The organism is Phormidesmis sp. 146-33, assembly GCF_052939515.1.
Genome location: NZ_JBJPHU010000025.1, coordinates 52,081 through 76,056 on the forward strand (window position 1 = coordinate 52,081; position 23,976 = coordinate 76,056).

Here is a 23,976-nt window from a genome sequence, read left to right on the forward strand (position 1 = left end):
AATTTTAATGCAAAAACTAGCTGAACTATCCTTAACTTTCCTGTATTGCCGTTGATTTCTTTTATTGAATAAAGTATTCACTATAGCTTACAAATTCTGTTGTCTGACCATTCACGCGCTCAATCCATCCTTAACAAGTTTCTTTACTTCTAGCAATCCAAATATTTTTGCACTCCAGCGATCGCCATGAAAACTTCTCCCGCCGAAAAAGCAGTTAACCCCAAGCAGTCTTATTGTTTTAATCCCAAGTGCCAGCATCCAGAAAACGAATTTAATGCTGAACACTGTCGTCACTGTGGAACAAAACTGCGGCTCAACGATCGCTACAGGGCGATTCGCTTGATTGGTCAGGGTGGGTTTGGGCGAACGTTGTTGGTCATCGACGAATCACCCCTCACGCAACCCTACTGTGTCGTCAAGCAATTTTTTCCGCAGCAGCAGGACAACACCGAAAAAGCAGCCGAATTGTTTCGTCAAGAAGCGCAACGACTAGAAGCACTGGGCACTCATTCGCAGATTCCCAAACTGCTGGAATTCTTTGAGGAGGATCAACGGCAGTATCTGGTGCAAGAATTTATCGACGGTCGCAATCTGGCTCAAGAGTTGGTGGAGCATGGCGCATTTAATGAAGCCCAAATTCGTCAACTGTTGCAGGATATTCTGCCGATTTTGCAATTTATTCACGCTCATCAAGTCATTCACCGTGACATCAAGCCCGAAAATATTGTGCGGCGATCGAGCGATCGTAAGCTAGTTCTCGTTGATTTTGGAGCAGCTAAATACATGTCAGAAACCACCTTGGGCAAAACCGGGACGATGATCGGATCTGCCGCCTACACTGCCCCAGAGCAAGTTAGAGGAAAGGCAATCTACGCCAGCGATCTCTACAGTTTGGGAGTCACCTGCATTCACTTGCTAACAGAAATGTCGCCCTTTGAGTTGTTTGATAGTGGTGAAAATAAATGGGTTTGGCAACACTACGTCAAAAAATATGCAACCCGTTCGAGAACGCAAGACGGATTCCTGACGACAACACCCCACGCAAAACGTAAAACAATCACGCCTCAGCTTGAATTAATTCTCAATAAGCTGCTAGAAAGCGGCACCACTCGACGCTATTTTTCGGCTGACCAGGTGTTGAAAGACTTAAAAGCACCCCATCGTCGGTTTAAAAAGCGGTGGCTTGCAGCAGGCGTTGTGTTGATTGCCAGTGTTGCGGGGGCGCGATCGCTGATGTTCCCCGTTACGCAAATGGTATCAAGGACTTACAGTACGCCTGACTATCAACGTCCACCCCAACAGAACCAGCCTGCGGCGATCGGAGGACTTTTCCTCAACACAGACGACAAACAGCAAGCTTTTCCGCTTCAACATACCGAAGTTATGGCGCGGGTGACTGGAAATGTGTCACGAGTCGAAGTCACGCAGACGTTCACTAATCCATTCAACAAACCGTTGGAGGCGGTGTATGTCTTCCCGTTGCCTGATGAAGCGGCAGTCGATGATATGGAAATTCGAGTCGGAAATCGTATCATTCGCGGACTGATCAAAAAACGTCAGGAAGCAAAGCAAATTTACGATCAGGCGAAACAGGACGGCAAAACCGCAGGATTACTAGAACAAGAACGCGACAACGTATTTACACAGTCTCTTGCGAATATTAAACCTGGTGAAAAGATCGATGTAACGATTCGATATACCAATAGTTTGAAGTTCGAGAAAGGAAACTATGAGTTTGATTTTCCGATGGTGGTTGGGCCACGCTATGTTCCCAGTGGTGTGATTGCGGACGCGAATAAAATTTTACCCGCAACGAAAGCACCAGAGACACGATCGGGGCAAGACATCAGAGTTACGGTCGAGATCGATGCTGGTGTACCCATTAAAGGCATGAATTCTCCGTCTCATCAGGTACAAACCGCTCAAGATGGCGGAGTGACGCGCATTCAATTGGCGAATGAAACAACGATCCCCAACAAAGATCTGGTGTTGAAATATCAGGTTGCAGATACCACGGCTCAATCGACGGTGTTAACGGATACCGATCGCCGAGGAGGACACTTTGCTGCCTATTTAATTCCCGCCTTGCAGTACCAGCCCAATGAGATTGTCCCCAAGGATGTCGTGTTTCTGATGGACACCTCCGGATCACAGGGAGGGCAACCTATTCAGGCTTCTAAAGAACTAATGCGCCGCTTTTTGAAGGGCTTAAATCCAGACGACACCTTTACGATTATCGACTTCGCCAGCGTCACGACTCAACTGTCAGACAAACCGTTGCCCAACACGCCAGAAAACCGCCAACGAGCGATCGAGTACGTCAACAAACTAGAGGCTAATGGCGGCAGCGAATTGTTTAACGGCATCCAAAAAGTGATGAGTTTTCCGCCCGCCGTAGATGGACGACTCCGCAGCATTGTACTGATCACGGACGGCTTGATTGGAGATGATGAACGGGTGATCGCTGAAGTGCAAAAAAACTTGAAACCAGGCAATCGACTCTACAGTTTTGGGGTGGGAGAAGTGTCTAACCGTTTCTTAATCGATCGCATCGCCGAACTCGGACGAGGAACTTCTCAAGTCGTGATGCCTAATGAGAAAGCTGGCCCGATCGTCGAGAAGTTCTTTCAGCACATCAACAATCCCGTTTTGACCAACATTGAGATCACGTGGGAAGGGTCAGGAGCCGCTCCACAAATCTATCCGCTTAAGACAGCCGATCTGTTTGCCAATCAGCCTTTGGTGATTTTTGGACGCAAGGGCGATCGCTCAGATGGTAACCTCAAAATTACGGGAACGGCGATCGGAGGAAAACGCTACGAGAAAATTGTCCCAGTCGATTTTGCGAATACTGGTAACTCATCTTCGTCACCGCTGTCGGGTGGCATTGCCCAACTCTGGGGACGCGCTCGAATTAAAGAATTAACCAATCAAATGTTCGCGAAGGAAACAGAAGCTGGAATCAAATCAGTCACAGATACTGCATTAGAATACCGATTACTATCAAAGTACACAGCTTTCGTTGCGGTGAGTCAAGAAAATCGAGTCGAACCTAACTCTGGAAAAACGGTACAGGTGCCTGTGGAAACGCCTGAAGGAATGAATCAACCGACTGGCAACGGGGCTGATCCTGTCCCCGAACCTGGAGAAATTTTGGGCAGCCTTGCCGCCGTTTTGTTACTCCTGTCGCGCTTTGGCTGGAAACGATGGAAGCAACGTTAAGCGATCGCCTCATTCTAAATTCACCCCTTCCGTCACTGATCTGACAGTCCGTATGAAGCAATCGCGTGGAATTCAATATTTGTTGCTGGGTTTGCTGGTAGGAACGATCGCGCTACATCTCAGTCTAGTTTCTCACAGCCAAAATACTGACCTCATGGGATCTAGCATTCTATTTTGGTTTGCGATCGCTGCTCTCGTATTCAAAAAGCGATCTCAATTGAATCTCAGCGGTGATATCTTTTCGATTAGTCTGGGTGCATTTCTGATGTCACTGGTCTTGATCAAAAGTAAGTTTCTGATTGGAAACGATATTTTTTTACGATTGTTGCCTTTTGTCTCTGTTCTCGGCATCAGTTTGATTGCTTCTGGTATGTCTCGACTCAAACACTACTGGCGAGAATTAATGCTTTTAGCATTCTTTCTAATTCCACCAGGATTCGTTTCTCTATTCATCGATCCGTCTCCACTAACGGCTAGATTCTCGACATTTGTGCTGTGGTGTCTGGGGTTTGATGTTTCGCGTCAGGGGCTGTTGATTCATTTACCTAGAGGCTCGATCGGAGTTTATGCAGGCTGTTCTGGGATAGCTGTCATTTTGCAACTATTGGGATTGGCGCTGATTTATCTGTTTTTGTGCCGAACTCGATTTCATCAAAAAGTGTGGCTGGTCACGATCGCGTTCTCCCTCGCTTTCACGATCAACGGGTTGCGAGTGGCGCTGATGGCTGTCCTGGTTGCCTTGTCCAATCAGTCGGCGTTTGAATACTGGCATGTGGGCGATGGATCTTTGATTTTTTCAACGATCGCCGTCTTCAGTTTTGGCGCATTCTGCAATTTTCTGATTCCGCAATCTGATGAACACTGACAAATTTCGCACTGGATTATTAATTTCCCTTCTGGGAGGGGTTCTTTTTGTGTTGGGTCAGTCTATTTTTAAACCTAATCAACCCAGAGCCGCCGCAACGCCTTTTGTGTTTCCAGATGCGATCGCTTTACCAGGATGGAAGTCAGCAGGCAACCGTTCTCTAGCTGATCATCCCATTCGTCGTAACTTCATTGCTGGAAAGGTTTATCAGTATTCTCAAAACCAATCTATTGTTGATGTCGAAATTCGCTACTTAGTCGATACCGATGGTGATGTAGAACACTATCTCAGAGACTATCAAAAGAGTCTTACCAACGATCGTTCCCGCATTCGTCATCAGCCTGGAATCGGATTCTACCAAGTATTCTCTGACCAAAATAAGGCTTATCTGAGTGTCTGCATCAATCCCCAAGGTGGCAGCACCGTAACGGGAATTCAGTTTCGGGACAATCGCAATGCTCATGACTTGAGAATCGATCGCATTGCTCCCTGGCTATTTGGGCGCTCAAACCTTCGCGATTTTCGTTGTCTCTGGACTCATCTCTCCACGCCCTTAAAAAACTCTCCAGAAGAAACGTATGCGACTTTGGAATCTGCCTGGACTGTCTGGTACTCATCGTGGCAGTTGCGCTTTCCACAGGAATAGCAAAGCTTTTAACTTCTTCTTTTGGCTTCTTGTCTAATAGACCTGTTGCTTTAGATCAACACTCTGGACAGAATTAGGCAGTGATAACGCCGTATGAGCGAAGACTCTGGTAGCTAGGATGAGATTTAATCGCTTTTGGGGACAGCGCTAACTTTGAGATAAAGAGGTTCAGCAAATGGTCGTTGAGTGCCCGTCGTTTGAGACTCGCCATCGAAAAGACCAGGGGTTGCTTGCCAGCGTCCTGCTGATGGGCATCGAGTTTGGCAAGATTCAGGACGGTAAAGCTGGCATTGAAATGAAAATCGAGCTTTTTGACATCTCGCGCTTGGCAATCACTCAATCCGGTGAACTGCTTGGCATCCCTAAAGATGAATTCGATTTGAAAGCGTAACTTGTAGAAGCGATAGATTTGCTCGGCGGCTTGATGCACATCGGTTGAGAACAGCACGACGTAGCTGGGCTTGTGAGGTTTGCGGGTGTCTTTGAGATAAGCGAGGCGAATTTGACGCTTGAGCGAGACGTGCCAGACGACTTGGGTGTAGAGGTCAAACCCCGGTTGCAGTTGGCACACCTAGGTGAACCGGGTTGAGTCTGCTAAATGTCGTATTTGCGTTTGGCACCTCGTGCCTTCTGCTGCCCCTCAAACACAAAGCGCAGGTTCGCATCGCGCCGCAGGCGACTAATCACCTCCAGCTTCAGCGCCACGACTCCGGTGATAAACGGTTGATTTGCATACGCGCCATCGACCGCAAGATAGCGAATTTGCTCAGGTAGCTGTGGGCGCACTCGCTGAAGTTGATCCAGGTAATAATCCATTCGCGTTAGTTCAGGAAACATCGCCTGCTCAAAGGTCTGCTCGGCTTGTACGCTGTACCCCACTTCTGTCTCAACATTCACCACCGCCACCAACGACACCTCTAACCCTTTTTCGACTCGACCGTGGCTGCCGTTGTAAAACTGATCCAACCCAAAGGTCTGCTTCCCGCTCTTGGCGATGAACGAGCAATCCATCAGGGCGATCATCGCGCCATCCTCTCGCATTGCTGCTCTAATCACTTCCAGGTTGAACCGGGTAAACGGGAACGACTGCTGGAATCTGCGGCGATACGTCTTTTCGCTCAACGAACTGTAGCGGCTCAAATTCGTAAAGTTCACTTTTCCACAGACAATGAGGACGGTGGCGAACAGCGTGGTGAGTCCCTTGATTTGGGGTTTGCTCAACCCGCCCATTTTCTCCAGTAAACTTTGTACAATTTGCATACAGCTATCGGTTTGGTGCTTGTTTTTTCTGATCAGCACCCTAAGGGATCGATAGCTTTCTTGTCTATCCCCTCACCCAAAAACTGTCCGAACCATTGTTATAAGGAAGACTTCCTGAATTTTTTACGCCATACGATTGCGACAGGGCAAACCGCCCAGTTCTCTGATCGTCTGCTGACCCAAGCTCTACTACAGCAACTACAGCCGAGGCATAGCAATGCCTGAGCCGCCTTCAAGAATGCAGCGATCGCAGTAGGATGATGGGATAATAAGACAAAATGGAAAGTTGCTTATGAACATTGGGGCACAGTTGCATGAAAAACGGGAAGTGATTTTAGCAACAGCATCAAAATATGGTGCCTACAATGTTCGCGTCTTTGGCTCTGTGGCACGGGGCGAAGCTGACGCAGACAGCGATGTGGATTTTCTGGTGGAAATGGAGGCAGAACGTAGCCTGCTTGACCTCGGTGGTCTGCTGATGGAACTACAAGACCTGCTGAATTGTCCGGTGGATGTTGTCACAGAAAAAGGACTGCGACCCAGAATCCGCGATCGCGTCCTGAGCGAAGCAATCCCCCTATGAGAGACGATCGCGAGAAACTGCAAGATATTTTAGTGGCAAGCAGGCGGGTTAGGGGGACTGTTTGAAGCACCGGGACGGGGGCAAGGTAATCGAGGGCGGTGATGGTCAGAGAGCCAGCAGCGTCGATCGTCGAAGTGAAAGGAACAGCAGCCGTAGCAGTGACGGTGCCGGGTAAACACTGCATAAGCACCGCCTAGATAGTCCTTGGGTAGGTAACGCACCGATCCATCAGCACCCACCGTGACATCTACAGGCAAGGTAGCGGCCATGTTAGCGGTTCCGTCGTCGCTAGAGAAAGTTAGAGAGATGTTGTTTTGGGAGTGATGCCAGGGTTGGCACCGTTGCGCGCTTTTTCAACCGCATCAACCAACAGAGCCGCTTCAACCAATGCATCCGCCCTATCATAGCAAGTACAATTCGATTGAACGCTGTTGGGGCATCCTCGAACAGCACTGGAATGGAACGCAACTGAGTGACGTACAAACGATGCTCTCTTGGGCAGAAAGTATGACTTGGAAGGGCATTCACCCGACAGTAATGCTGAACACCCAGACTTATCCAACAGGCATTTCGCTATCTAAAGTAGCAATGCGTGAAGTTGAGCGTCGATTAGAACGCAATCCAGAGCTACTAAAATGGGACATCTTAATTCGACCGCTGAACGGGTAAAATCATTACTGGAAGTCGCCTTATGCTTGAGATCATTTTGGTTCTGACGATCGGGCTGGCTCCCCCTTTACTGTCTTTTATTTTCTTGCGTCGAGCCGAGGCGCGGGCACAGATTCGTCTACGATCGGCCATGAGAACGGCGGAACACCGTCAACTTCAGCGGCTTTTGGCGCTCCCCTCTGATCAGCGCTACGTTGAAGGCATGGGGTCTCTGATTGGAGACTTTACCTGTCGATTTAACGCGCGATCGACTCATATTCGCTGTGCTGTTAATCCGTTTGGCCCTTGCAAAGAATGCACCTACTATGAACCAATTTCATCCTTTACAGACCCCTCATAGCGGCTATCACTGGAATGGAAGCAGCCGCAATTTTTTTGAAGGTTGGTATTACCGAGTGACGGTGCCACAGGGTCAGACGTTTGCATTTATGTATTCGATCGAAGACCCCACAGGCAAGCAACCATACAGTGGCGGTGCAGCGCAAATTCTCGGTGCTGATGATGAATACCTCTGTCGTACCTTTCCCGATGTGAGTCGCTTTTGGGCCTGGAAAGACGCGCTGGGGTTGGGTCACTGGGGCAAAACAGAGTTGAGTCAGCCTGAATATTTGGAGCGGGAAGGGTTCGATCGTCACGTTCAGGAAGGCTATCAGGCGACGGCCACCTGGCATCAAGGCAAACTGCACGAACCCAACGGCAAGTCTGCGGAATGGCAGTATGAAATTCAGCCTGTATACGGGTGGGCGAGTTCGGGCAGTCCGCAGCAGTCAACGGCGGGTTTTCTGTCGTCGCTGCAAATCTTTGAACCGGGCTGGCAAATTCTCATGGCGCATGGATTAGCCACTGGTTGGATTGATTGGAATGGGAAGCGATATGAATTTGTGAACGCTCCGGCGTATAGTGAGAAGAATTGGGGTGGAGCCTTTCCGCAAAAGTGGTTTTGGCTCAACTGCAACCATTTTGAGAATGAGCCAGATCTAGCATTAACAGCAGGCGGCGGCAGACGGGGCGTATTGTGGTGGATGGAATCGGTGGCGATGATCGGCATTCATCACAAAGGAAAATTTTACGAATTTGTGCCCTGGAATTCTCAAGTCAGTTGGGACATTCAACCCTGGGGCTACTGGAAAATGGAGGCAAAAAACGCCCAGTACACAGTCACCCTCACGGGCACCACCGACCTACCCGGAACGCCGCTACGCGCCCCCACTGCCACGGGTTTGCGCTTTGCCTGCCGCGACACCATGTTAGGAAATCTAACGTTAGAACTGAGACATCGCTGGAACAACGAATTAATTCTCAAAGCCACCAGCAGCCAGTGCGGACTCGAAACCGGAGGACAACCCTGGGACGAAATCTGGAACTCAAGCTGCGGTTTGAGTAAGTAGAAGCCAACTGCGATCGTCAGCATCACCAGCCAACCGCTCAGTTTGCCGATAGTATCAATCATGCGATCGATGTTAGCTGAGAGATTGAGGAGTTGACGAATCTGAATAGGTTTGAGGGTAGACAAGGCTGCGTTCTCCCGCAAATTTATCGTGTGTTACACAGTTTCGACAGACTTGCTTCGTGGGTGCATTTTACGACTCAAGCAGCTAGTTTATTAGACCAGCTACCTCAGTCGAGACTAAGATTGTAACGTTGCAGAAACCAACTGCGTGAACGAACCTGTAGTATCATAGTGAGCCGCAAGAAACTGTAATTGATCGTCTGCTACTTGGTGACCTGCTGCAAGCTGAATCGGTTGATTCACATCGACGCTCTCAGAAAACTTGACGATCGTGTTGCCGGGAAGGCGAATGATTTTGTCAGGGTCACTGGTTTGATCAAAGGAGACTTGAGTCTCTTCTTCAGATGAAATGCTTAGGTCAGGAGTCATACAGCGTTTCTTTCCAATCCAATTTCCTGAAAGTTCTGATAGCTCTTTGCTCAGGAATTGATCAGAGAAGTCGCCCCGGTGTTCTCGAATGTGTGTAATCCGATCAAGCTGACCATTTTCTCCATAGACGATCACAACACTCGATCGCCAGTCGTGATTTCCAAAGAAAAGTTCTAGACCACAGGCGTTTCCGAGGCTGAGTTTCTGTGAAAGCCAAGCCGTCGCACCTGCTCCAAATGACAACGTTCGCATTGAGGATGCGGCAGGATGGCTCACTCCATTCGGCTGGTTACAGGTTTCTCGATCGATTTGCCAGCTTGTTTTATCCACAACATTTCCATCATTATCCAGATAGCGGTTGGTGTGAGTAATGACTGTATTATCTACATTCGATCGAAAACTTCTGATTACCTGTTTGCTCTTGATCAACTCCTGCTCAGGAGAGTACGAATTCCACTGCCCATACCAAGCAGTCTCATCGGTCGTATATTCTCCGAACAGGTTGTTCCAATTTCTATCTGAATGATTCATCAATTTATTCCTCTCGTTCCAATAGTGTCGGCACGACTCATTTATCTAGTGGGTACTGCGATAAATTTTTATGCAGAAACTGCTCAAATCAATCAGAAATTGTTTGGAGAAATTTCCTAACTGTAGACGCTTGTAGCCGTTTATCGTCAGATTCAACAAACGCCGTATTCCATAGCCCACAATCTCCGGAGCGACGCTACTCGGCTCCTGTGGTTCGCCTACTCTGTTGTTGCGAATGGAAGCATCATGGATCGCCACTGCCATTTGAAGATCCTACGCGACGGGCAACTTTCTAGGGCGTTGCTGATTGGAGGAATGAATCTGTGGGAAGTGTCCATCTTTTCGCCCCCTAAATCCCCCAAAATTGGAGGACTTTGAACCTTGGGTTTCTCGCCGCTTTGGGGCAATTCATCCCCTGATTCAGCAACGCCCTTTCTAGTTAACGTCCCCCTTTTGAAGGGGGATTGAGGGGAATCTCTGGGCTGTGCCTCCGACGGTGTGATCCCCCAACCCCCTTAAAAGGGGGCTAAGAAAAAGTTGCACATCGCGTGATCCTTCTACCCGTTGTAATTGCATCCTACTTTAATATTGGTGTTGAGCAATCGCGACTCAATTTAATTTGGAGAACTCCAGAAGGAAACAAGACTGCGAGCAGTTGGCACTGTTGAATCAGTTGATGCTGAGGTTGCGAGAGGAAAGGTTGATTCTGTTCCTCTCACAATCTGCCAATTTAGGGTTTGCCTGCTAAAAATTGCGCGGTTCCTTCGGAGTTGCACAAAAAAGCGCTAATCGTAACCGTATCCGAGTAAAACATTTGGGACTCAATGATTTTTGCATCCCGCATTTTATAAACGCTGACCACGGGCGTATCTAGTGTTCTACCACTACTCGCTTCTAATCCTTTGAGCCGCCATAGCACAACAACATACTCACCTGCATCCAAAAACACACCATTCATCTTTCTGGCAGCTTCCGGCTGGAGATGATTCCAGGCTAGAGCCGCACCTTCAACGTGTTGTTTTGCGCCTTCTAGACCGTGATGAATGCCACCATAGGGGAGAGATGCAGCATCGTGGATGACAATCTCAGGATCATAAGTGGCAAGCACTCCAGCGACATCGCGTGTTTCAACAGCTTTGAATAGACGACGAGCGGTTTCAATATTCTCATGAGACATGATAATTCCTTCCTTTCGTACAAGTGTTAGTAGTCATGTTTTACAACAGGCACGATCGCCCGAAGAAGAGGGTCGTTCCTTACCATTGAGTTGCAAGGGATTGAAGACTTGCTTGAGCTGCTGAAATAGACTGTTCTCGATCTTTGAAAATCAGATTACCTGCATTGACAAACTGAACATCCTTGATTCCAAACGATTTAAACAGCGTCCGAAGATACGGTTCCTGATGATCCTCACCAAAAGTAGAACCCGGAGCATAATTACCAGCGCAGCTCGTAATAAACAGCGCCTTCTTTCCATGCACCAGCCCTTTAACCCCTGCTTTAGTGACCTCATAAGTTCGTCCAAGCCGAATCAAATGTTCAAAGTAGGCTTTTAAAGTTGCCGGAATTGTAAAACCATACATTGGCACTCCAAAAACATAACCATCGACCAACAAGAACTCTTCTAGCAGTGGGTTAGACACTTCCAAAGCTGCAATCATTTCAGGTGTAAGAATTTCGGGTGACGAATGAGTGGCGGCAATCCAGGCTTCGTTAATGTAGGGAACTGGAAAATGCCCTAGATCTCGGTAGAGAACGGCAGCTTCAGGGTGAAGCTTCTTCCAAGCTGTGATAAAGTCATGAGACAAAACTCGTGATACCGATCGCTCCCCACTGTAGCTCGCGTCAATATGAAGGATGTGTTGCATCAGCGAACCTTGAAATCAGCTTATGCACTCAGTATGTGGCAATGTACAACTGCTTTTCTTCAAGGTTCTTGCGATCGTTTTCAACGTTCTTGCGATCGCATATAAAAAACTTTGGGCGTTACACCCATCAAACGTTTGAAGTGATAGGTGAAATGTCCTTGACTGGCAAAACCAACCATCTGAGCAATCATTGCAAGTGACAAATCTCCCATCCGCATCAATTGTTTAGCCCGTTCAATCCGGCAATAAATTAGGTATTGATGAGGTGATGTATTCGTTGACTTCTTAAACAAATGCGCGAAATGATAAGGACTTAACTGCACGATCGCAGCTAACTCAGTTAGGCTAATATTCTGATCCAGGTTTGCATCAATAAAACTAGAAATTTGCCTCCATTGCTGCTGAGTAAAGCCACCTATGATGGGTTTGATTTGACGGGAACTGCTTGAATACCGAGCTAGAAGATGAACAACGAGTGCCTGTGCCATTGAATCAGCATAAAGATTGCTGTTTTCTCCGTCAATTTCCAAAGATGTTTTTAACGCAAACCCCATTTGTTGAAGAAATGGATCGAACAATGCTGCGAGGTGAGGAATGAGTTCAATGCGATCGTTCCCAAACACGTCATACCCAACTTGAGTCAGAAATGTTGGCTCTAAAAACAGATTGAAAAACTCAGTGTCTGTGTCCCAGCCAAACGCCTGAGTTGCATAAGCTGGATAAATCGCTAAATCTCCTAGCACTGAATCAACGGTTTCCTTTTGTCCATCGACGGCTTGTTCCAGTCGAACAGGTTGACCCGCATTCATACAAATGACGTGAAACGGCGACACATGCTCTGGCACCTGACAAGGGAGTTGCCGAAAATGGGCGAATTGAATGTTTTTCCAGTTCGCGCCATGACTTGCCAGAATTGGCGGCTGGGGAAGAACGAGAGGTAGCTTGTTTTGAGCAGAGTCAGTCATCGTTCCCTTGATGCTCGATCGCTTTGCTACACGGGTACGTGTTCGTCTGCTTAAATTCTATCTGACGGTTGTAGTTTGCAGCGGCAAATAATCTTAAAAGCATTGCCAGTAGCTTGATTCCGTTCGTTGTATCAAAGGACAATTTCAGAAGCAGAAAAGATTTTAATGAAGAGCGATCATGTCAATCTTTGCTCAACCTATGCCAATCTTGCGAACATACAGCATCATTGATCCGAGTTGATTCAACGTTCGGTGTAGAAAGCGATCGCTTCCTTAGCGGCTTGCAAAACGCGATCGCGTAACTCTAAAGGTTCGATCACTTCCATTTGTGCGCCAAATCCCAATACATACGCACAAGCTGCTTTTTCGATATCAAACCGCAGCAAGACAGGAATCCAGCCTTCAGCATCGGGAGCATCAATCCGTTCAATTCGAGCAAAGTAACCCCCATACCGCAACCAAGACATTGCTTCTGGAGCAACCCGCACTGTCACACGGTAGGCAGGAAGATTTGCCTGGAATTCCACCATCGATCGCTGCCAATAGTCGGCTAAATTGAATTCTGTTGGACGTACACAGTGAAAGTCTGTCAAGGCAGCATTTTGCACTCGTGAAATCCGGTAAGAGCGCACTTCTTCCTCTACCGCTGCGACTAAATACCAGATGCTCCCTTTGGCAACTAATCCAAGAGGATTGACTAATCGTTCAACTTGCTTACCATTGCCGCGCTCATAGCTCAAGTAAACTTGTCGTTCTTGCCAAATTGCAGATTGCAGAACCGGAAAGGCTGACATCTCTTCTTCCCAGTGATGCCATCCGGTTGGGTCAACATGAATCCGTTGGCTCACCACTTCTGCTTGCTGACGATTAGCGGCAGGCAATGCGGCTAGAAGTTTGAGTAATGCGGCTTCAAACGCCTGACTCCAGCCTAAATCGGCTAATAAATGTGTGGGTTTCGGCAAAAACAACGCCTGAATTTCTGCCAGGTTGAGTCCGGTTAATGTAGTTTGATAGTGTTCCATCAAGCCCCAACCTCCGCTCTTGCCGCGTTCTGCTACCACTGGAACCCCCGAACTGCTGAGCGCATCCATATCCCGGTGAATAGTGCGCTCAGACACTTCCAATCGTTCTGCTAGTTCGCGTGTGGTTAACCGAGAATGAACTTGCAGCAACATCAAGATAGAGAGGAGTCGATCGGCGCGCATCACAATTCTCCAAACGCTCGCAACTACTTTCTACTCTATTGCTGAAATATGACAAAGGGTGTCATGAAATGACCTTTATGCTGTCAGTATCAGCGGACAAGCAAGTGTCATTGTCCAGAACAATTTTGAGGAGGCATTATGCAACCATTAAAAGATAAGATTGCGATCGTCGCTGGTGGCACTCGCGGCGCAGGTCGAGGGATTGCGGTCGAACTTGGGGCAGCCGGAGCAACGGTTTATGTGACTGGACGTAGTACTTCTACACAGCGATCAGAATACGATCGCCCTGAAACCATTGAAGAAACAGCAGAGTTGGTGAATCAGGCAGGTGGAAAAGGAATTGCAATTCAGGTGGATCATCTCGACCCTGAACAAGTGCGATCGCTCATTACACGCATCAAACAAGAGCAAGGTCATCTCGACATTCTCGTTAACGATATTGGTGGAGAACATTGGACAGAGTTTAACCAGCCCATGTGGGAGCTTTCTCTAGAGAAGGGATTGCGCCTGCTAAAAACCGCGATCGACACCCATTTGATCACAAGTCATTTTGCTCTGCCGCTCTTAATCCAGAAGCCTGGCGGCTTGGTGGTTGAAGTAACAGACGGAACGGCAGACTATAACCAGCAGAACTATCGGCTATCGCTGTTCTATGATCTTGCCAAAACTTCGATTATTCGGATGGCATGGGGATTATCGCAAGAACTTCGACCCTATCAGGGTACGGCAGTGGCGTTAACACCAGGATGGCTACGATCAGAACTGATGCTCGACCATTTTGGCGTGAGTGAAGCGAATTGGCAGGAGGCAACCGCAAAGGAACCGCATTTTGTGATTTCGGAAACGCCGCATTATATTGGGCGGGCGGTTGCCCATCTCGCAGGTGATCCAAGGGTCGATCGCTGGAATGAACAAGCGCTTTCCAGTGGTCAACTGGCGCAGGTTTATGGCTTTACTGACATTGATGGCTCTCAGCCGGATGCATGGCGCTATATTCAAGAAGTAGAAGCAATGGGCAAGCCTGCGGATGCAACTGGGTACAGATAAATCAACTTTGCATCGGTGCCTGCGGCTCACGCGAAGGGTGTTCGCCCAACCACTTTATGAGTTGCTCTGCCTTGCCAAACGATCAACATAGCAATGCACCCTAGAAACAGATTAGCTATCACAAAAGGTCGCAGGCTCCCTGCATTCTGGGGTTATGTTTCTATTGGTTCAAAGGGTTTCGCATCGGAGAAATCATAAATTTCGACGGTTTCTCCCTGTCGAAGCATTCGTTTTTTCAGCCGAGGAAAATCAGCAATTTCGACATCCAGATTTTCTCCTCCTGCTAGATACACTAAATCTTCGTTGCCTGTGTTTCTCAAATGATGAGCAACAGAGGGTGTTGGAAATCCCATAAAATCGCCAGCACCGACTTCAAGCTCTACTTCATCAATTTCTGCAATGCCAAACCCCGATAGAATGAAAATCCATTCTTCCTCGCGATGATGGGAATGATAGATAAACGATTCTTTACCGGGCGGCACTCGGATGAAATTGACTCCTGTACGCTGTAGCCCGACTTTACGCCCCAGTTGAGTTCCTGATAGTTCAGAGTTCGAGTTCCAGAGGTGAGAAAAGCTTTGTTGATCAGCAGCAATTTGCTCGGCTCGTAAGATGAAAGCGTTTGGGTTTGTCACGTTGATCATCCTCCAACGATTTTTTCTACCATGTTTTGAGTAGAGTCAGTCACAGTTCCCTCGATGCTCGATCGAATTACCAGGCTAGAGGAAGAAGTCTATACTTCACTTTGGTTTTGTACGCTTCGTACCCTTCTAATTCTTCGACTAACATCTTTTCTTCTCCGAAAATCCTCGCGACCAGCAGCAGCGAAAAGATAAAAAAATTAGTCATCGATCCACGCTTCCAGTGACACCGTTGCCATATTTCATTGAACAGTCATGGCTGAGATTTCAAGATAGGGGGATCAGGTTCATCCGTCCAGTAATCGGTGTTCTCGAACTTGCCGACTTTCTCGATCGAACTCACCATCCATTTGTCCGAGTCTGGGTAATAACACACCTCGTGCGGCAGATTTTCGCCCACCATAAGAATGTCTACAGGCTCATCGGTGTGATTGTAGAACTGATGAGCCACTCGTTCTCCGCGTGGAAATGAAATCGCATCCCCTTCTTTGACTTCGATCGTTCGATCACCATACCGAAGTGTCGCTTTGCCTTTGAGAATTAGACAAAATTCGTCTTCGTGCATATGGTAATGAAAAGGACAGGAGAGCGTTTTAGGACGCAGCCGATCGACTCTCACCCCAATGTGACCTGATTCGCAATCCATCGCAGGCGAAGATAGTCGCTTTGACCAACCCGTGTAATGTTCAGAGTAATTTTCCTCCTTCCATTCCAGAGCGTTCATGTGGATAATGTTGGGAACGTCAGACATACAACCTCCAAGACTGACTGAAATGACGAAAAGAGTTTAGTGTGACTGATGTGCGAAAACTGCTTCTCGCCTTGCCAATTCCTCTGAAGATAAATCTTCCAAATGAGTGGCAATATACCAGTGATTGCCGACAGCATCTTTCACAGCAGCGCCCCGCTCACCGTAGTACATATCCGTTGGTTCTTGTAGTGAAGTTGCACCTGCTCGAAGTGAGCGCTGATAAACCGCATCAGTGTCGCTTACATAAAGGTGGATCGCTCCAGGCATCGGTGTCCATTCTGCCTTTGCCTCGGATAGCTCAATCATCGAATCACCGATCCTCACTGCTGCATGTCTGATCGTGCCATCCGGTTGTTTCATGCAGAGAATTTCCTCAGCATCAAAGGCAGTTTTCATGAATTCAAGCAGTTGATTCGCGCCTTGGACGGTGAGATAAGGAGTCACGCTATGAAAACCATCAGGAATGAATTTGGTCATGGTTAATTCCTCTTTTACAAGTTGAATGGAATTGTTTAGTGGTTCAGCTTACGCAGATTTGCTGGAGTTCAGTTCTTGCTCAAGTTGTTCATCCCAAAAAGCAGCTTCTACCTTATGTCCATCTGGATCGCGCACAAAGCAACCGTAGTATGGCTCACTGTAGTCGGGTCTGCTACCGGGCGCACCTTCGTCTCTGCCACCTGCTGCGAGTGCTGCTTCGTAGAAGGTATGAACAGCTTCTTTCGTGGGAGCGATGAAGCCGATATGAGTGCCATTGCCAACGGTTGCGGGCTGTCCATCAAACGGGGTTCCCACCCAAAATTCGGGGTACTGTTTGCCATACGCAATCGCACCTGGATGTTCCATCAGTCGCTTACAACCGAGTGGGGACAAAACAGCATCGTAAAACGCGATCGCTCGTTCAAAGTCGTTGGTGCCGATCGAAACGTGGGAGAGAATACTGGGATTGTTGTCCATGTCTGAACCCTCCATAAGTTGATTTGAAAGCGGACAGATTAGATTTAGAGCGGTACCTTAATTCAGTTTGGCTGGGAGACAATCGTATAATAGCAGTGCAGTTGTACTAAATCAACTTGGTTCCTTTTGCCTTTTGTTAAGCTGCAAGTTCGCCACTCAATCTACTGGTCAATTGACTGGATTTCCATGCGCTTGATTAAACCCTGTTCGATCGCATACACATGTTGAACCCTTTGATCCACAATCACATTGCCGTCCAAATCACACACCACTTGATGAACATCAACCACCGTTTGCCCTGTCTCATCGGCTGTGAAGCGTCGCGGCTCAACGTGTGGATCAATCAAACTTCACTGACGATTCCAGTAATCACGCACTTCAGCATGTCCATGCACATACCCACCTTCCATGCCATTTGCCCAGGCAACATCCGGATGCAGGAGAGATAGAACGGTATCAATATCACGGGTGTTAAAGGCTTGATATGCCTTGCGAAGAAGATTGTCATTCATGTCAGTTTTACCTCCTGCATCACCGACTCTAGAGCGTTGATCCATTCTAGGTTCAGCCGATGTCGATCGACATCGAGTTTTGTCCAGAACATTTTACTGATTCGAGTAGAAGCTGAAGCGACCAAATCCTAGAAACTGTCCCATCGGATTACTTCCAGTCGGATAGGCGGTAACACCGATGAGGTAAATGCCTTGGCTGGGATTGCGGGGAACATCGATCGCGATCGTCACCGTGTTTCCTGGTTGAATGGGCGGATCAAAGGCAACAACCGTATCTTTAGCATTCGCAGGCTGATTTCCTCCAACTTTTGCCAGTGTTAGTGCTTGCCCTTTCGCTCGATCTCCTGCATAAGCGTGAATATTGTTGACATCAAACTGAACCGGAATCTGATCATCTGAAGACAGCTTGACTGCTTGTAAAGGAGCGCCTGCATTCGCGGAGATGCGGATGGTGAAGGTGTATTGAGATGGCATCGCCTGCTGAGAATAACTTGCTGAAGCCTTGACTAAAGAAGGGGGATTTGTGAAAGCGGTTCTACCATCCATCAGTGTTACTGCGATTCTTTCGGACTTGCGCTCTGCGCTAATCGCATCTTGTGGCAGTTCAGCCGCAGCATTCGGAATTGAGATCGCTCCTAGGAGTAGACTCAGAAACGCAACTTGTACTCCTAAGCCTTGTTGCATTGAACAAAGGATGATTCTAAACATAATTTCACCTCGATTGAATGTGAGCGACATTATCAGCGCCACTTTTGGTAATCGCCGCCGCAAGGATGGGTGTAGACTTGGCGAGCAGCATTGCTGTCTAGACAAAACTTGGTTTGCATATTCCTGAACACGACTGCATTGCCGCGGCGAATGACCTCCCACTTCTGGTAAGCGCCACCGTTACATCCATGCGTGTAGACTCGCCGATTGTCATCGCTGTCCAAGCAAGATCTGGTTGCGACACTCTTGAGGTTCCGCACGTTTCTGCCTTTGGGAATGACCTCCCACTTTTGGTGTTCGCCGCCGCAGGGATGGGTGTAGACTTGCCGAAAATCATTGCTGTCTAGACAAAATTTGGTTACAGCATTCTGGTATGTCTCTACTCGGTTTGCAGCAATAGATGCGGCGGCGATCGCTAAGATGGATGCAGTAACAGCAGATCCAACGAGAGCAAAAGGCTTTATCGATCGATACATTGCTTTTCTCCTGTGCGTAAAGAATTTATGGCAGGCGCTTGGGTAATCAACAAAACGCCTCATTTCTAACTGCGTAAACTCGGAAGCATTTATTCAGACGAAAGAGCATTGTGGGCTGTGTCAAGTCTTGTGACAAGCTTAAGGTTGCTAGTTCCATCACCACCCGCAGCAACGCCACCATCAACCGGAAGAACTACGCCAGTCACCCAGTTCGCATTCGCTAGATATAAAACGGCATCAGCAATATCTTTGGGTGTGCCCACTCTTCCAAGCGGTTGTTGCTGTTTCAAGCGAGCCAGTGCTTCATCATCCACATCACCCAATAAGGGAGTCAGAACAATGCCAGGAGCGACAGCATTGATTCGGATATTGTCTGCGGCTAGCTCGATCGCTAAGTTTTTGACCATCGCTGTGATTGCTGCTTTCGCCATGATTGGTGCAGAAGAAGGCAGAGCCTTGATTCCATTGAAAGCAAGAATGGTACTGATGTTGATAATGGCTCCCCCCTCACCTTGCGGTTCCTTCGGAGTTGCGCTTTGCGCTAATCGCATCTGTTTGACGGTTTCCTGAGTCAGTGCATAGGTGCCACGAACGTAGGTCAGGAATTGATCGAGTTCATCGATCGTGTAGTCAGTAAAGTGCTTGCTGGCGAATATACCTGCATTATTAACCAGGACATCGACTCTACCAAATCTAGCAACGGTCTTAGCAACAAGCTCAGACGCAAATGCAGGCTCGGTTATGTCACCTGCGATAACCTGGATGCGATCCACCTGATTCAGTTTCTGGGCTGCAATTTCGAGCTTTGAGAATGTTCTACCATTCAGTACTACGTTCGCTCCAGCGCTGAGAAAACTTTCAGCAATTGCGTAGCCTAAGCCAGTTGCAGCACCTGTAATAATGACAGTTTGAGAAGACATAATTCATTCAGTTTTTCTAGTTTGGAATGTCATGAGTAAGTCGGAAATCGGTGTAGCCTGCTTTATCAAAGGAGAACCAAACACCGGGGTCAGCGGGTGGATTTAAAGACCAGCCATTGGCAAACCGCTCAACCAAATCTGGATTGCTGATAATCGGTCGCCCAAAGGCAATCAAGTCAGCATTGCCATCTTTAATAGCGGCTGAGGCAGTCTCTTGCGTGTAGTCACCATTCGCCATGATTGCACCCTGAAATACGTCACGAAATTCGCCCGTCACCATCGGTTCTCCTAGCTGATGAAAGCCATTGAACTCCAGTCCATCGATCAGAGCCAGGTAACTTAGACCATACCGATCCAACTGCTGAGCAACATAGAGAAACGTTTCTCGGAAATCTGGAGAACCCATGTCGTTATAAGTACTGTTTGGAGACAGCCTCACTCCCACTCGGTTAGCAGGAAACACTGTGAGAATCGCCTCGACAGTTTCTTTGAGGAAGCGGTAGCGATTCTCTAGACTACCTCCATATCGATCGATGCGATGGTTGGTTTTAGATTGCAAAAACTCATCGATCAGGTAGCCATAACCCGCGTGAATTTCTACTCCATCAAAACCAGCATATTTAGCACGCTGAGCAGCCTGCCGATAATCTTCCACGATCAAAGGGATTTCGTTCGTTTCCAGAGCGCGGGGCGTTTCATAGGGTTGCTTGCCAATGGGAGTATGAATGTATTCATCTTTAAGTCTGATCGCAGAGGCAGAAACGGGTAATTGACCATTTTCCTGAAAGCTACTGTGAGAGGCTCGTCCAGTGTGCCAGAGTTGCAGAAAAAATGGCGTACCTTTCGCGTGAACTGCATCGACAACTTGTTTCCAGGCTTGCGCCTGTTCCTCTAAGTAAATTCCAGGACTATTCAACCAACCATTTGCTTGTTTCGAGATGGTAGCCCCTTCAGAAATGATCAAACCAACTGAAGCTCGTTGAGCATAGTACTCTGCCATCAAAGCATTGGGGAGGCGTTCCTTGCCTGCTCGTCCACGAGTCAAAGGAGCCATGACCACGCGGTTTTTCAGAGGCAGTCCTGCCAAATCAAAGGGACTTAGTAAGGTTTTAGCAAGTGTTTGAGCCGTCATGGGTTTTCACCTAAAAAAGATGCAAGAATCGGGGTTTCGAGAGTTTTTTGAGGTGTGTCAGACTGAAATCACAATTTTCCCCAATTGTTCGTTCGACTCCATGTATCGATAGGCATCAACAATTTGATCGAGGGTGAATCGTTTTTCAGCAATTAGCGGACGAAAAGCTCCTGACTGCAATCGCTGGTTGACATAGCTAATTCCTGCCTGCAACCGTTCCGGGTAAGCGGTGACATGATAGCCCAGATGAAAGCCTTGTACCCGAAAGCCCTTGACGATCGCAGCAACCACTGGAAAGATGGGTGTTCCTTCAGCCAGCCAACCGTATTCCATAATCAGACCTTCCGGTGCAACAATGTCCGCTAATTTTTCCAAGTAAGACCCACTCACAGGGTCAAACACAATCTCTGCACCCTTGCCATTTGTGATTGTATTGACCTGCTTAACCATATCTTCTTTGTCAGTAATGACGACATGTTGAGCACCTGCCTGAATTAGTCTTTCTCGCTTGTCTGCCTTGCGGGTAATTGCAATACTTGTTCCTCCAGCATCGTTAACCATTTGAATCGCAGCGATACCCACACTGCTACTGGCTGCGGTAATCGCAACGACATCGCCTTGTTTGAGTTTGCCAAATTCAACCAGTGCTCCGTAAGCAGTCAGATACTGCATCCAAATGGATGTCCCTTCCTCTGGCGAGAACTGTTCTGGATATCTGGCGATGCGAGTCGCTGGCACGATAGCAACTTCACCTGCTACACCGTATTGATTCAGGCTGAATCCGGGGATGGTGCTGACGCGCGCTCCTACGGAGATACTGCAAGGGTCGCCCACCTGAAACTCGGTTACTTCCTCCCCGATCGCATCCACAATGCCTGCTGCTTCGTAGCCAATGCGAGACGGGAATTGGGCTTGCTCAGGGTAACTATTGGTGCGATACATCACCTCGGCGCGGTTAAGACCCAATGCCTGCACCTGAATGCGGACTTCTCCCGCTTGAGGTTGGCGGAGTGGTTCTTCTTCGAGCTTCAGAACATCAGGTTCACCAAATTCATAGAACTTGACAACTTTAGGCATGATTAGATTTCCTCTTAGGATGCGCGATAGGTGGGAAAGTTGGTATAGCCTTCTTGATCGAAGGAATACCAAACACCGGGGTCGGCGGGTGAATTTAAAGACCAGCCGTTTGCAAACCGCTCAACCAAGTCTGGATTGCTAATGATGGGTCGCCCAAAGGCAACCAAGTCAGCGTTGCCAGATGAGATCGCAGACGAAGCGGTTTCTTGGGTATAGCCACCGTTCACCATCATTGGATTCTTGAACACGTTCCGAACTTCGGACGCAACCATCGGCTCTCCTAGTTCATGAAAGCCGTTGAATGACAGACCATCGACCAGAGATAAGTAGCCCAGACCACACGTATTCAACTGCTGGGCGGCATAGAGAAACGTCTCCCGAAAATCTGGAGAACCCATGTCGTTAAACGTGCTGTTAGGAGACAGTCTTACGCCCACTCGGTCAGCGGAAAACACCGTGAGAATCGCTTCTACGATTTCTTTGAGAAAACGATAACGATTCTCCAGGCTACCCCCATACTGATCGGTGCGGTGATTGGTTTTTGATTGCAGAAACTGATCAATTAAATAGCCATTCGCTGCATGAATTTCCACACCATCAAAACCAACATGTTTTGCGCGCTGGGCAGCCTGACGATAATCTTCCACGATTAAAGGGATCTCGTTTGTTTCTAAGGCGCGGGGAGTTTCAGCGGCTTGCTTGCCAGTGGGAGTGCGAATCTCTTTTCCGTTCAGTTTGATGGCAGAGGCAGAAACAGGTAATTGACCATTTTCCTGAAAACTACTGTGAGACGCTCGCCCACAGTGCCAGAGTTGGAGAAAGAATGGTGTCCCTTTCGCATGAACAGCATCAACAACCTGTTTCCAGGCTTGCGACTGTTCCTCCAAGTAAATTCCAGGACTATTTTGCCAACCGTTCGCCTGTTTTGAGATAGCAGTCGCTTCACTAATGATTAACCCGACTGAAGCTCGTTGAGCATAATACTCTGCCATCAAAGCGTTGGGGAGGCGCTCCTTGCCTGCTCGTCCACGAGTCAGAGGAGCCATGACCACTCGATTTTTAAGGGGCAACCCTGCCAAATCAAAGGGACTTAGTAGCGTTATTGTCAGTGTTTGAGTTGTCATGTGTTTGTACCAAAAAGATGTAGCTAGAAGTCAGACAAATGACTGAAACCAAACAATCAACTCCTGCCTATGAAGGTGAATTGTTGCAGCGTCCACTTTTACAGATGTTGGAGTACATTCACGAATATCTAGACCAGAACTTTAAGCTTGCAGATTTTGCAGTATTACTGAGTATGAGCCAATTTCACTTCACCGCCATCTTGCTGCGCTCTCGCCTGCTTGGCGGTTTCTTGGGAGAGGACGCTGATCCGCAACTTCGTCTGGTTGGAGCAGATGTAATCGTAATCCACCTTGTCCGCTGCCAAACTCAGATTTGAGAACTTGCCGTTCATCGTAGTGTCCACCGTTTTGACTGCGGTAGGGAATGGGTGCATCTGTGAACAAGTTTTCCAGTCGTTGTTGATAGTCCTGAGCAACGGTTTCATACTGCTCTGCGGTCAGGCGATCGGCTTGATAAACCACAAATGGCGGCAAGACATCCATGCCGGGATACCAGAGGATGCCGTGATGGATTGGGAACAGCAAATCTTCCATTGCACCATTGACTCCCCGTTCGATGTAGTGCGGTAGTCGTCCACCTACTGTAATCGAAAGCATGGTGCGTCTTCCCATCAGTTTGCCTTCACCATATCGATCGCCCCAGCGAGTTCCCTTATGAACACCGACCCCATAAGCAAATCCGTAAGCATACACTCGCTCAAACCAGCCTTTCAAGATAGCAGGCATGGAAAACCACCACATTGGAAACTGAAAGATAACAGCATCTGCCCACAGTAGTTTCTGCTGTTCTACTTCAATGTCAGATGTTTGTGTATGCGCAGCAAAAGCGTGTTTAGAGGCATGAATGTAACTGAAGCGATCGTGGGTTTGCGCGTGCAGAAAGTCTGGGTCTACCGGAAGCTATATGCTAATGTGTTGTAAAATACTTTTTGTCACTTATG

The 23,976-nt window shown here is 48.0% G+C and carries 30 protein-coding genes; 8 read left to right on the forward strand and 22 right to left on the reverse strand.

Annotated elements, in window-relative coordinates; genetic code table 11:
- Nucleotides 1-186: 186 nt before the first annotated feature.
- The 3 genes from ACJ2PR_RS12545 to ACJ2PR_RS12555 are packed head-to-tail and all read left to right on the forward strand — an operon-like array spanning nucleotide 187 to nucleotide 4,733.
- Nucleotides 187-3,222: a protein kinase domain-containing protein gene (locus tag ACJ2PR_RS12545; RefSeq protein ID WP_446877232.1), complete on the forward strand. Its 3,036-nt coding sequence runs from the start codon at nucleotides 187-189 to the stop codon at nucleotides 3,220-3,222.
- Nucleotides 3,223-3,274: 52 nt separating this feature from the next.
- Nucleotides 3,275-4,087, forward strand: a complete 813-nt coding sequence (gene crtA / locus ACJ2PR_RS12550) for a cyanoexosortase A (protein WP_446877233.1) — start codon at nucleotides 3,275-3,277, stop codon at nucleotides 4,085-4,087.
- The gene (locus tag ACJ2PR_RS12555; protein WP_446877234.1) at nucleotides 4,077-4,733 is read left to right on the forward strand and encodes a cyanoexosortase A system-associated protein; all 657 of its coding nucleotides are present in this window, start codon (nucleotides 4,077-4,079) and stop codon (nucleotides 4,731-4,733) included. The genes crtA and ACJ2PR_RS12555 overlap by 11 nt, the downstream gene beginning before the upstream one ends.
- A 73-nt stretch (nucleotides 4,734-4,806) precedes the next feature.
- Here the strand turns inward: ACJ2PR_RS12555 and ACJ2PR_RS12560 are convergent, their stop codons facing one another.
- Both ACJ2PR_RS12560 and ACJ2PR_RS12565 read right to left on the reverse strand, forming a co-directional pair.
- Entirely contained in the window at nucleotides 4,807-5,304 is a 498-nt protein-coding gene (locus ACJ2PR_RS12560) for a transposase (RefSeq protein WP_446877235.1), read from the reverse strand.
- A gap of 23 nt (nucleotides 5,305-5,327) precedes the next feature.
- Nucleotides 5,328-5,993, reverse strand: coding sequence for a transposase (locus ACJ2PR_RS12565; protein WP_446877236.1), 666 nt, complete (start codon nucleotides 5,991-5,993; stop codon nucleotides 5,328-5,330).
- A gap of 292 nt (nucleotides 5,994-6,285) precedes the next feature.
- On the opposite strand from ACJ2PR_RS12565, the gene ACJ2PR_RS12570 reads away from it, so the two are divergent.
- Nucleotides 6,286-6,576 carry a nucleotidyltransferase family protein gene (locus tag ACJ2PR_RS12570; protein ID WP_446868203.1) on the forward strand — a complete coding sequence of 97 codons (291 nt, stop codon included), beginning with the start codon at nucleotides 6,286-6,288 and terminating at the stop codon, nucleotides 6,574-6,576.
- Nucleotides 6,577-6,605: 29 nt separating this feature from the next.
- Here the strand turns inward: ACJ2PR_RS12570 and ACJ2PR_RS12575 are convergent, their stop codons facing one another.
- Nucleotides 6,606-6,845, reverse strand: coding sequence for a hypothetical protein (locus ACJ2PR_RS12575; RefSeq protein WP_446877237.1), 240 nt, complete (start codon nucleotides 6,843-6,845; stop codon nucleotides 6,606-6,608).
- Between the two features lie 118 nt (nucleotides 6,846-6,963).
- Here ACJ2PR_RS12575 and ACJ2PR_RS12580 point away from each other — a divergent pair, with 118 nt between their 5' ends.
- From ACJ2PR_RS12580 to ACJ2PR_RS12590, 3 genes are read left to right on the forward strand one after another with little or no spacing between them, the layout of a single operon-like run.
- Entirely contained in the window at nucleotides 6,964-7,245 is a 282-nt protein-coding gene (locus ACJ2PR_RS12580) for an ISAzo13-like element transposase-related protein (protein ID WP_446868201.1), read from the forward strand.
- 22 nt (nucleotides 7,246-7,267) lie between these two features.
- Nucleotides 7,268-7,585, forward strand: a complete 318-nt coding sequence (locus ACJ2PR_RS12585; RefSeq protein ID WP_446877238.1) for a DUF6464 family protein — start codon at nucleotides 7,268-7,270, stop codon at nucleotides 7,583-7,585.
- Entirely contained in the window at nucleotides 7,551-8,633 is a 1,083-nt protein-coding gene (locus ACJ2PR_RS12590) for a tocopherol cyclase family protein (RefSeq protein WP_446877239.1), read from the forward strand. The genes ACJ2PR_RS12585 and ACJ2PR_RS12590 overlap by 35 nt, the downstream gene beginning before the upstream one ends.
- 239 nt (nucleotides 8,634-8,872) lie before the next feature.
- Here ACJ2PR_RS12590 and ACJ2PR_RS12595 read toward each other — a convergent pair whose 3' ends face one another.
- The 6 genes from ACJ2PR_RS12595 to ACJ2PR_RS12620 form a co-directional block, all read right to left on the reverse strand.
- A complete protein-coding gene (locus tag ACJ2PR_RS12595; RefSeq protein WP_446877240.1) occupies nucleotides 8,873-9,655 on the reverse strand; it encodes a DUF3598 family protein in 783 nt (260 codons plus the stop codon).
- A gap of 45 nt (nucleotides 9,656-9,700) precedes the next feature.
- On the reverse strand, nucleotides 9,701-9,919 hold the full coding sequence (locus tag ACJ2PR_RS12600; protein ID WP_446877241.1) for a hypothetical protein: 219 nt from the start codon (nucleotides 9,917-9,919) through the stop codon (nucleotides 9,701-9,703).
- 466 nt (nucleotides 9,920-10,385) lie between these two features.
- Complete coding sequence (locus ACJ2PR_RS12605; RefSeq protein WP_446877242.1) at nucleotides 10,386-10,832, reverse strand: nuclear transport factor 2 family protein; 447 nt, start codon at nucleotides 10,830-10,832, stop codon at nucleotides 10,386-10,388.
- A gap of 79 nt (nucleotides 10,833-10,911) precedes the next feature.
- Nucleotides 10,912-11,523, reverse strand: a complete 612-nt coding sequence (locus ACJ2PR_RS12610; RefSeq protein WP_446877243.1) for an FMN-dependent NADH-azoreductase — start codon at nucleotides 11,521-11,523, stop codon at nucleotides 10,912-10,914.
- A gap of 80 nt (nucleotides 11,524-11,603) precedes the next feature.
- A complete protein-coding gene (locus tag ACJ2PR_RS12615) occupies nucleotides 11,604-12,488 on the reverse strand; it encodes a helix-turn-helix transcriptional regulator (protein WP_446877244.1) in 885 nt (294 codons plus the stop codon).
- Between the two features lie 242 nt (nucleotides 12,489-12,730).
- On the reverse strand, nucleotides 12,731-13,693 hold the full coding sequence (locus ACJ2PR_RS12620; protein ID WP_446860293.1) for a helix-turn-helix transcriptional regulator: 963 nt from the start codon (nucleotides 13,691-13,693) through the stop codon (nucleotides 12,731-12,733).
- 138 nt (nucleotides 13,694-13,831) lie between these two features.
- On the opposite strand from ACJ2PR_RS12620, the gene ACJ2PR_RS12625 reads away from it, so the two are divergent.
- On the forward strand, nucleotides 13,832-14,740 hold the full coding sequence (locus tag ACJ2PR_RS12625; protein WP_446877245.1) for an SDR family oxidoreductase: 909 nt from the start codon (nucleotides 13,832-13,834) through the stop codon (nucleotides 14,738-14,740).
- A 152-nt stretch (nucleotides 14,741-14,892) separates the two neighbouring features.
- Here the strand turns inward: ACJ2PR_RS12625 and ACJ2PR_RS12630 are convergent, their stop codons facing one another.
- The 13 genes from ACJ2PR_RS12630 to ACJ2PR_RS12690 all read right to left on the reverse strand — a co-directional run bounded on the left by ACJ2PR_RS12630 (nucleotide 14,893) and on the right by ACJ2PR_RS12690 (nucleotide 23,881).
- Complete coding sequence (locus ACJ2PR_RS12630; protein ID WP_446877246.1) at nucleotides 14,893-15,375, reverse strand: cupin domain-containing protein; 483 nt, start codon at nucleotides 15,373-15,375, stop codon at nucleotides 14,893-14,895.
- A gap of 259 nt (nucleotides 15,376-15,634) precedes the next feature.
- The gene (locus tag ACJ2PR_RS12635; RefSeq protein ID WP_446877247.1) at nucleotides 15,635-16,132 is read right to left on the reverse strand and encodes a cupin domain-containing protein; all 498 of its coding nucleotides are present in this window, start codon (nucleotides 16,130-16,132) and stop codon (nucleotides 15,635-15,637) included.
- Between the two features lie 36 nt (nucleotides 16,133-16,168).
- A complete protein-coding gene (locus ACJ2PR_RS12640) occupies nucleotides 16,169-16,609 on the reverse strand; it encodes a VOC family protein (protein WP_446877248.1) in 441 nt (146 codons plus the stop codon).
- Between the two features lie 48 nt (nucleotides 16,610-16,657).
- Nucleotides 16,658-17,086, reverse strand: a complete 429-nt coding sequence (locus tag ACJ2PR_RS12645) for a VOC family protein (protein WP_446877249.1) — start codon at nucleotides 17,084-17,086, stop codon at nucleotides 16,658-16,660.
- 161 nt (nucleotides 17,087-17,247) lie between these two features.
- The gene (locus ACJ2PR_RS12650) at nucleotides 17,248-17,433 is read right to left on the reverse strand and encodes a hypothetical protein (protein ID WP_446877250.1); all 186 of its coding nucleotides are present in this window, start codon (nucleotides 17,431-17,433) and stop codon (nucleotides 17,248-17,250) included.
- 3 nt (nucleotides 17,434-17,436) lie between these two features.
- The gene (locus ACJ2PR_RS12655; RefSeq protein WP_446877251.1) at nucleotides 17,437-17,598 is read right to left on the reverse strand and encodes a nuclear transport factor 2 family protein; all 162 of its coding nucleotides are present in this window, start codon (nucleotides 17,596-17,598) and stop codon (nucleotides 17,437-17,439) included.
- A 93-nt stretch (nucleotides 17,599-17,691) separates the two neighbouring features.
- Complete coding sequence (locus tag ACJ2PR_RS12660) at nucleotides 17,692-18,306, reverse strand: DUF2808 domain-containing protein (RefSeq protein ID WP_446868188.1); 615 nt, start codon at nucleotides 18,304-18,306, stop codon at nucleotides 17,692-17,694.
- A 32-nt stretch (nucleotides 18,307-18,338) separates the two neighbouring features.
- Nucleotides 18,339-18,782, reverse strand: coding sequence for an RICIN domain-containing protein (locus ACJ2PR_RS12665; protein WP_446877252.1), 444 nt, complete (start codon nucleotides 18,780-18,782; stop codon nucleotides 18,339-18,341).
- A gap of 89 nt (nucleotides 18,783-18,871) precedes the next feature.
- Nucleotides 18,872-19,702: an SDR family NAD(P)-dependent oxidoreductase gene (locus tag ACJ2PR_RS12670; protein ID WP_446877253.1), complete on the reverse strand. Its 831-nt coding sequence runs from the start codon at nucleotides 19,700-19,702 to the stop codon at nucleotides 18,872-18,874.
- Nucleotides 19,703-19,718: 16 nt separating this feature from the next.
- Nucleotides 19,719-20,834: an alkene reductase gene (locus tag ACJ2PR_RS12675; protein WP_446877254.1), complete on the reverse strand. Its 1,116-nt coding sequence runs from the start codon at nucleotides 20,832-20,834 to the stop codon at nucleotides 19,719-19,721.
- Nucleotides 20,835-20,891: 57 nt separating this feature from the next.
- Entirely contained in the window at nucleotides 20,892-21,911 is a 1,020-nt protein-coding gene (locus ACJ2PR_RS12680) for a zinc-dependent alcohol dehydrogenase family protein (RefSeq protein ID WP_446877255.1), read from the reverse strand.
- A 14-nt stretch (nucleotides 21,912-21,925) separates the two neighbouring features.
- On the reverse strand, nucleotides 21,926-23,035 hold the full coding sequence (locus ACJ2PR_RS12685; RefSeq protein WP_446877256.1) for an alkene reductase: 1,110 nt from the start codon (nucleotides 23,033-23,035) through the stop codon (nucleotides 21,926-21,928).
- Nucleotides 23,036-23,224: 189 nt separating this feature from the next.
- A complete protein-coding gene (locus tag ACJ2PR_RS12690) occupies nucleotides 23,225-23,881 on the reverse strand; it encodes an NAD(P)H-dependent oxidoreductase (protein WP_446877257.1) in 657 nt (218 codons plus the stop codon).
- Between the last annotated feature and the right edge of the window lie 95 nt (nucleotides 23,882-23,976).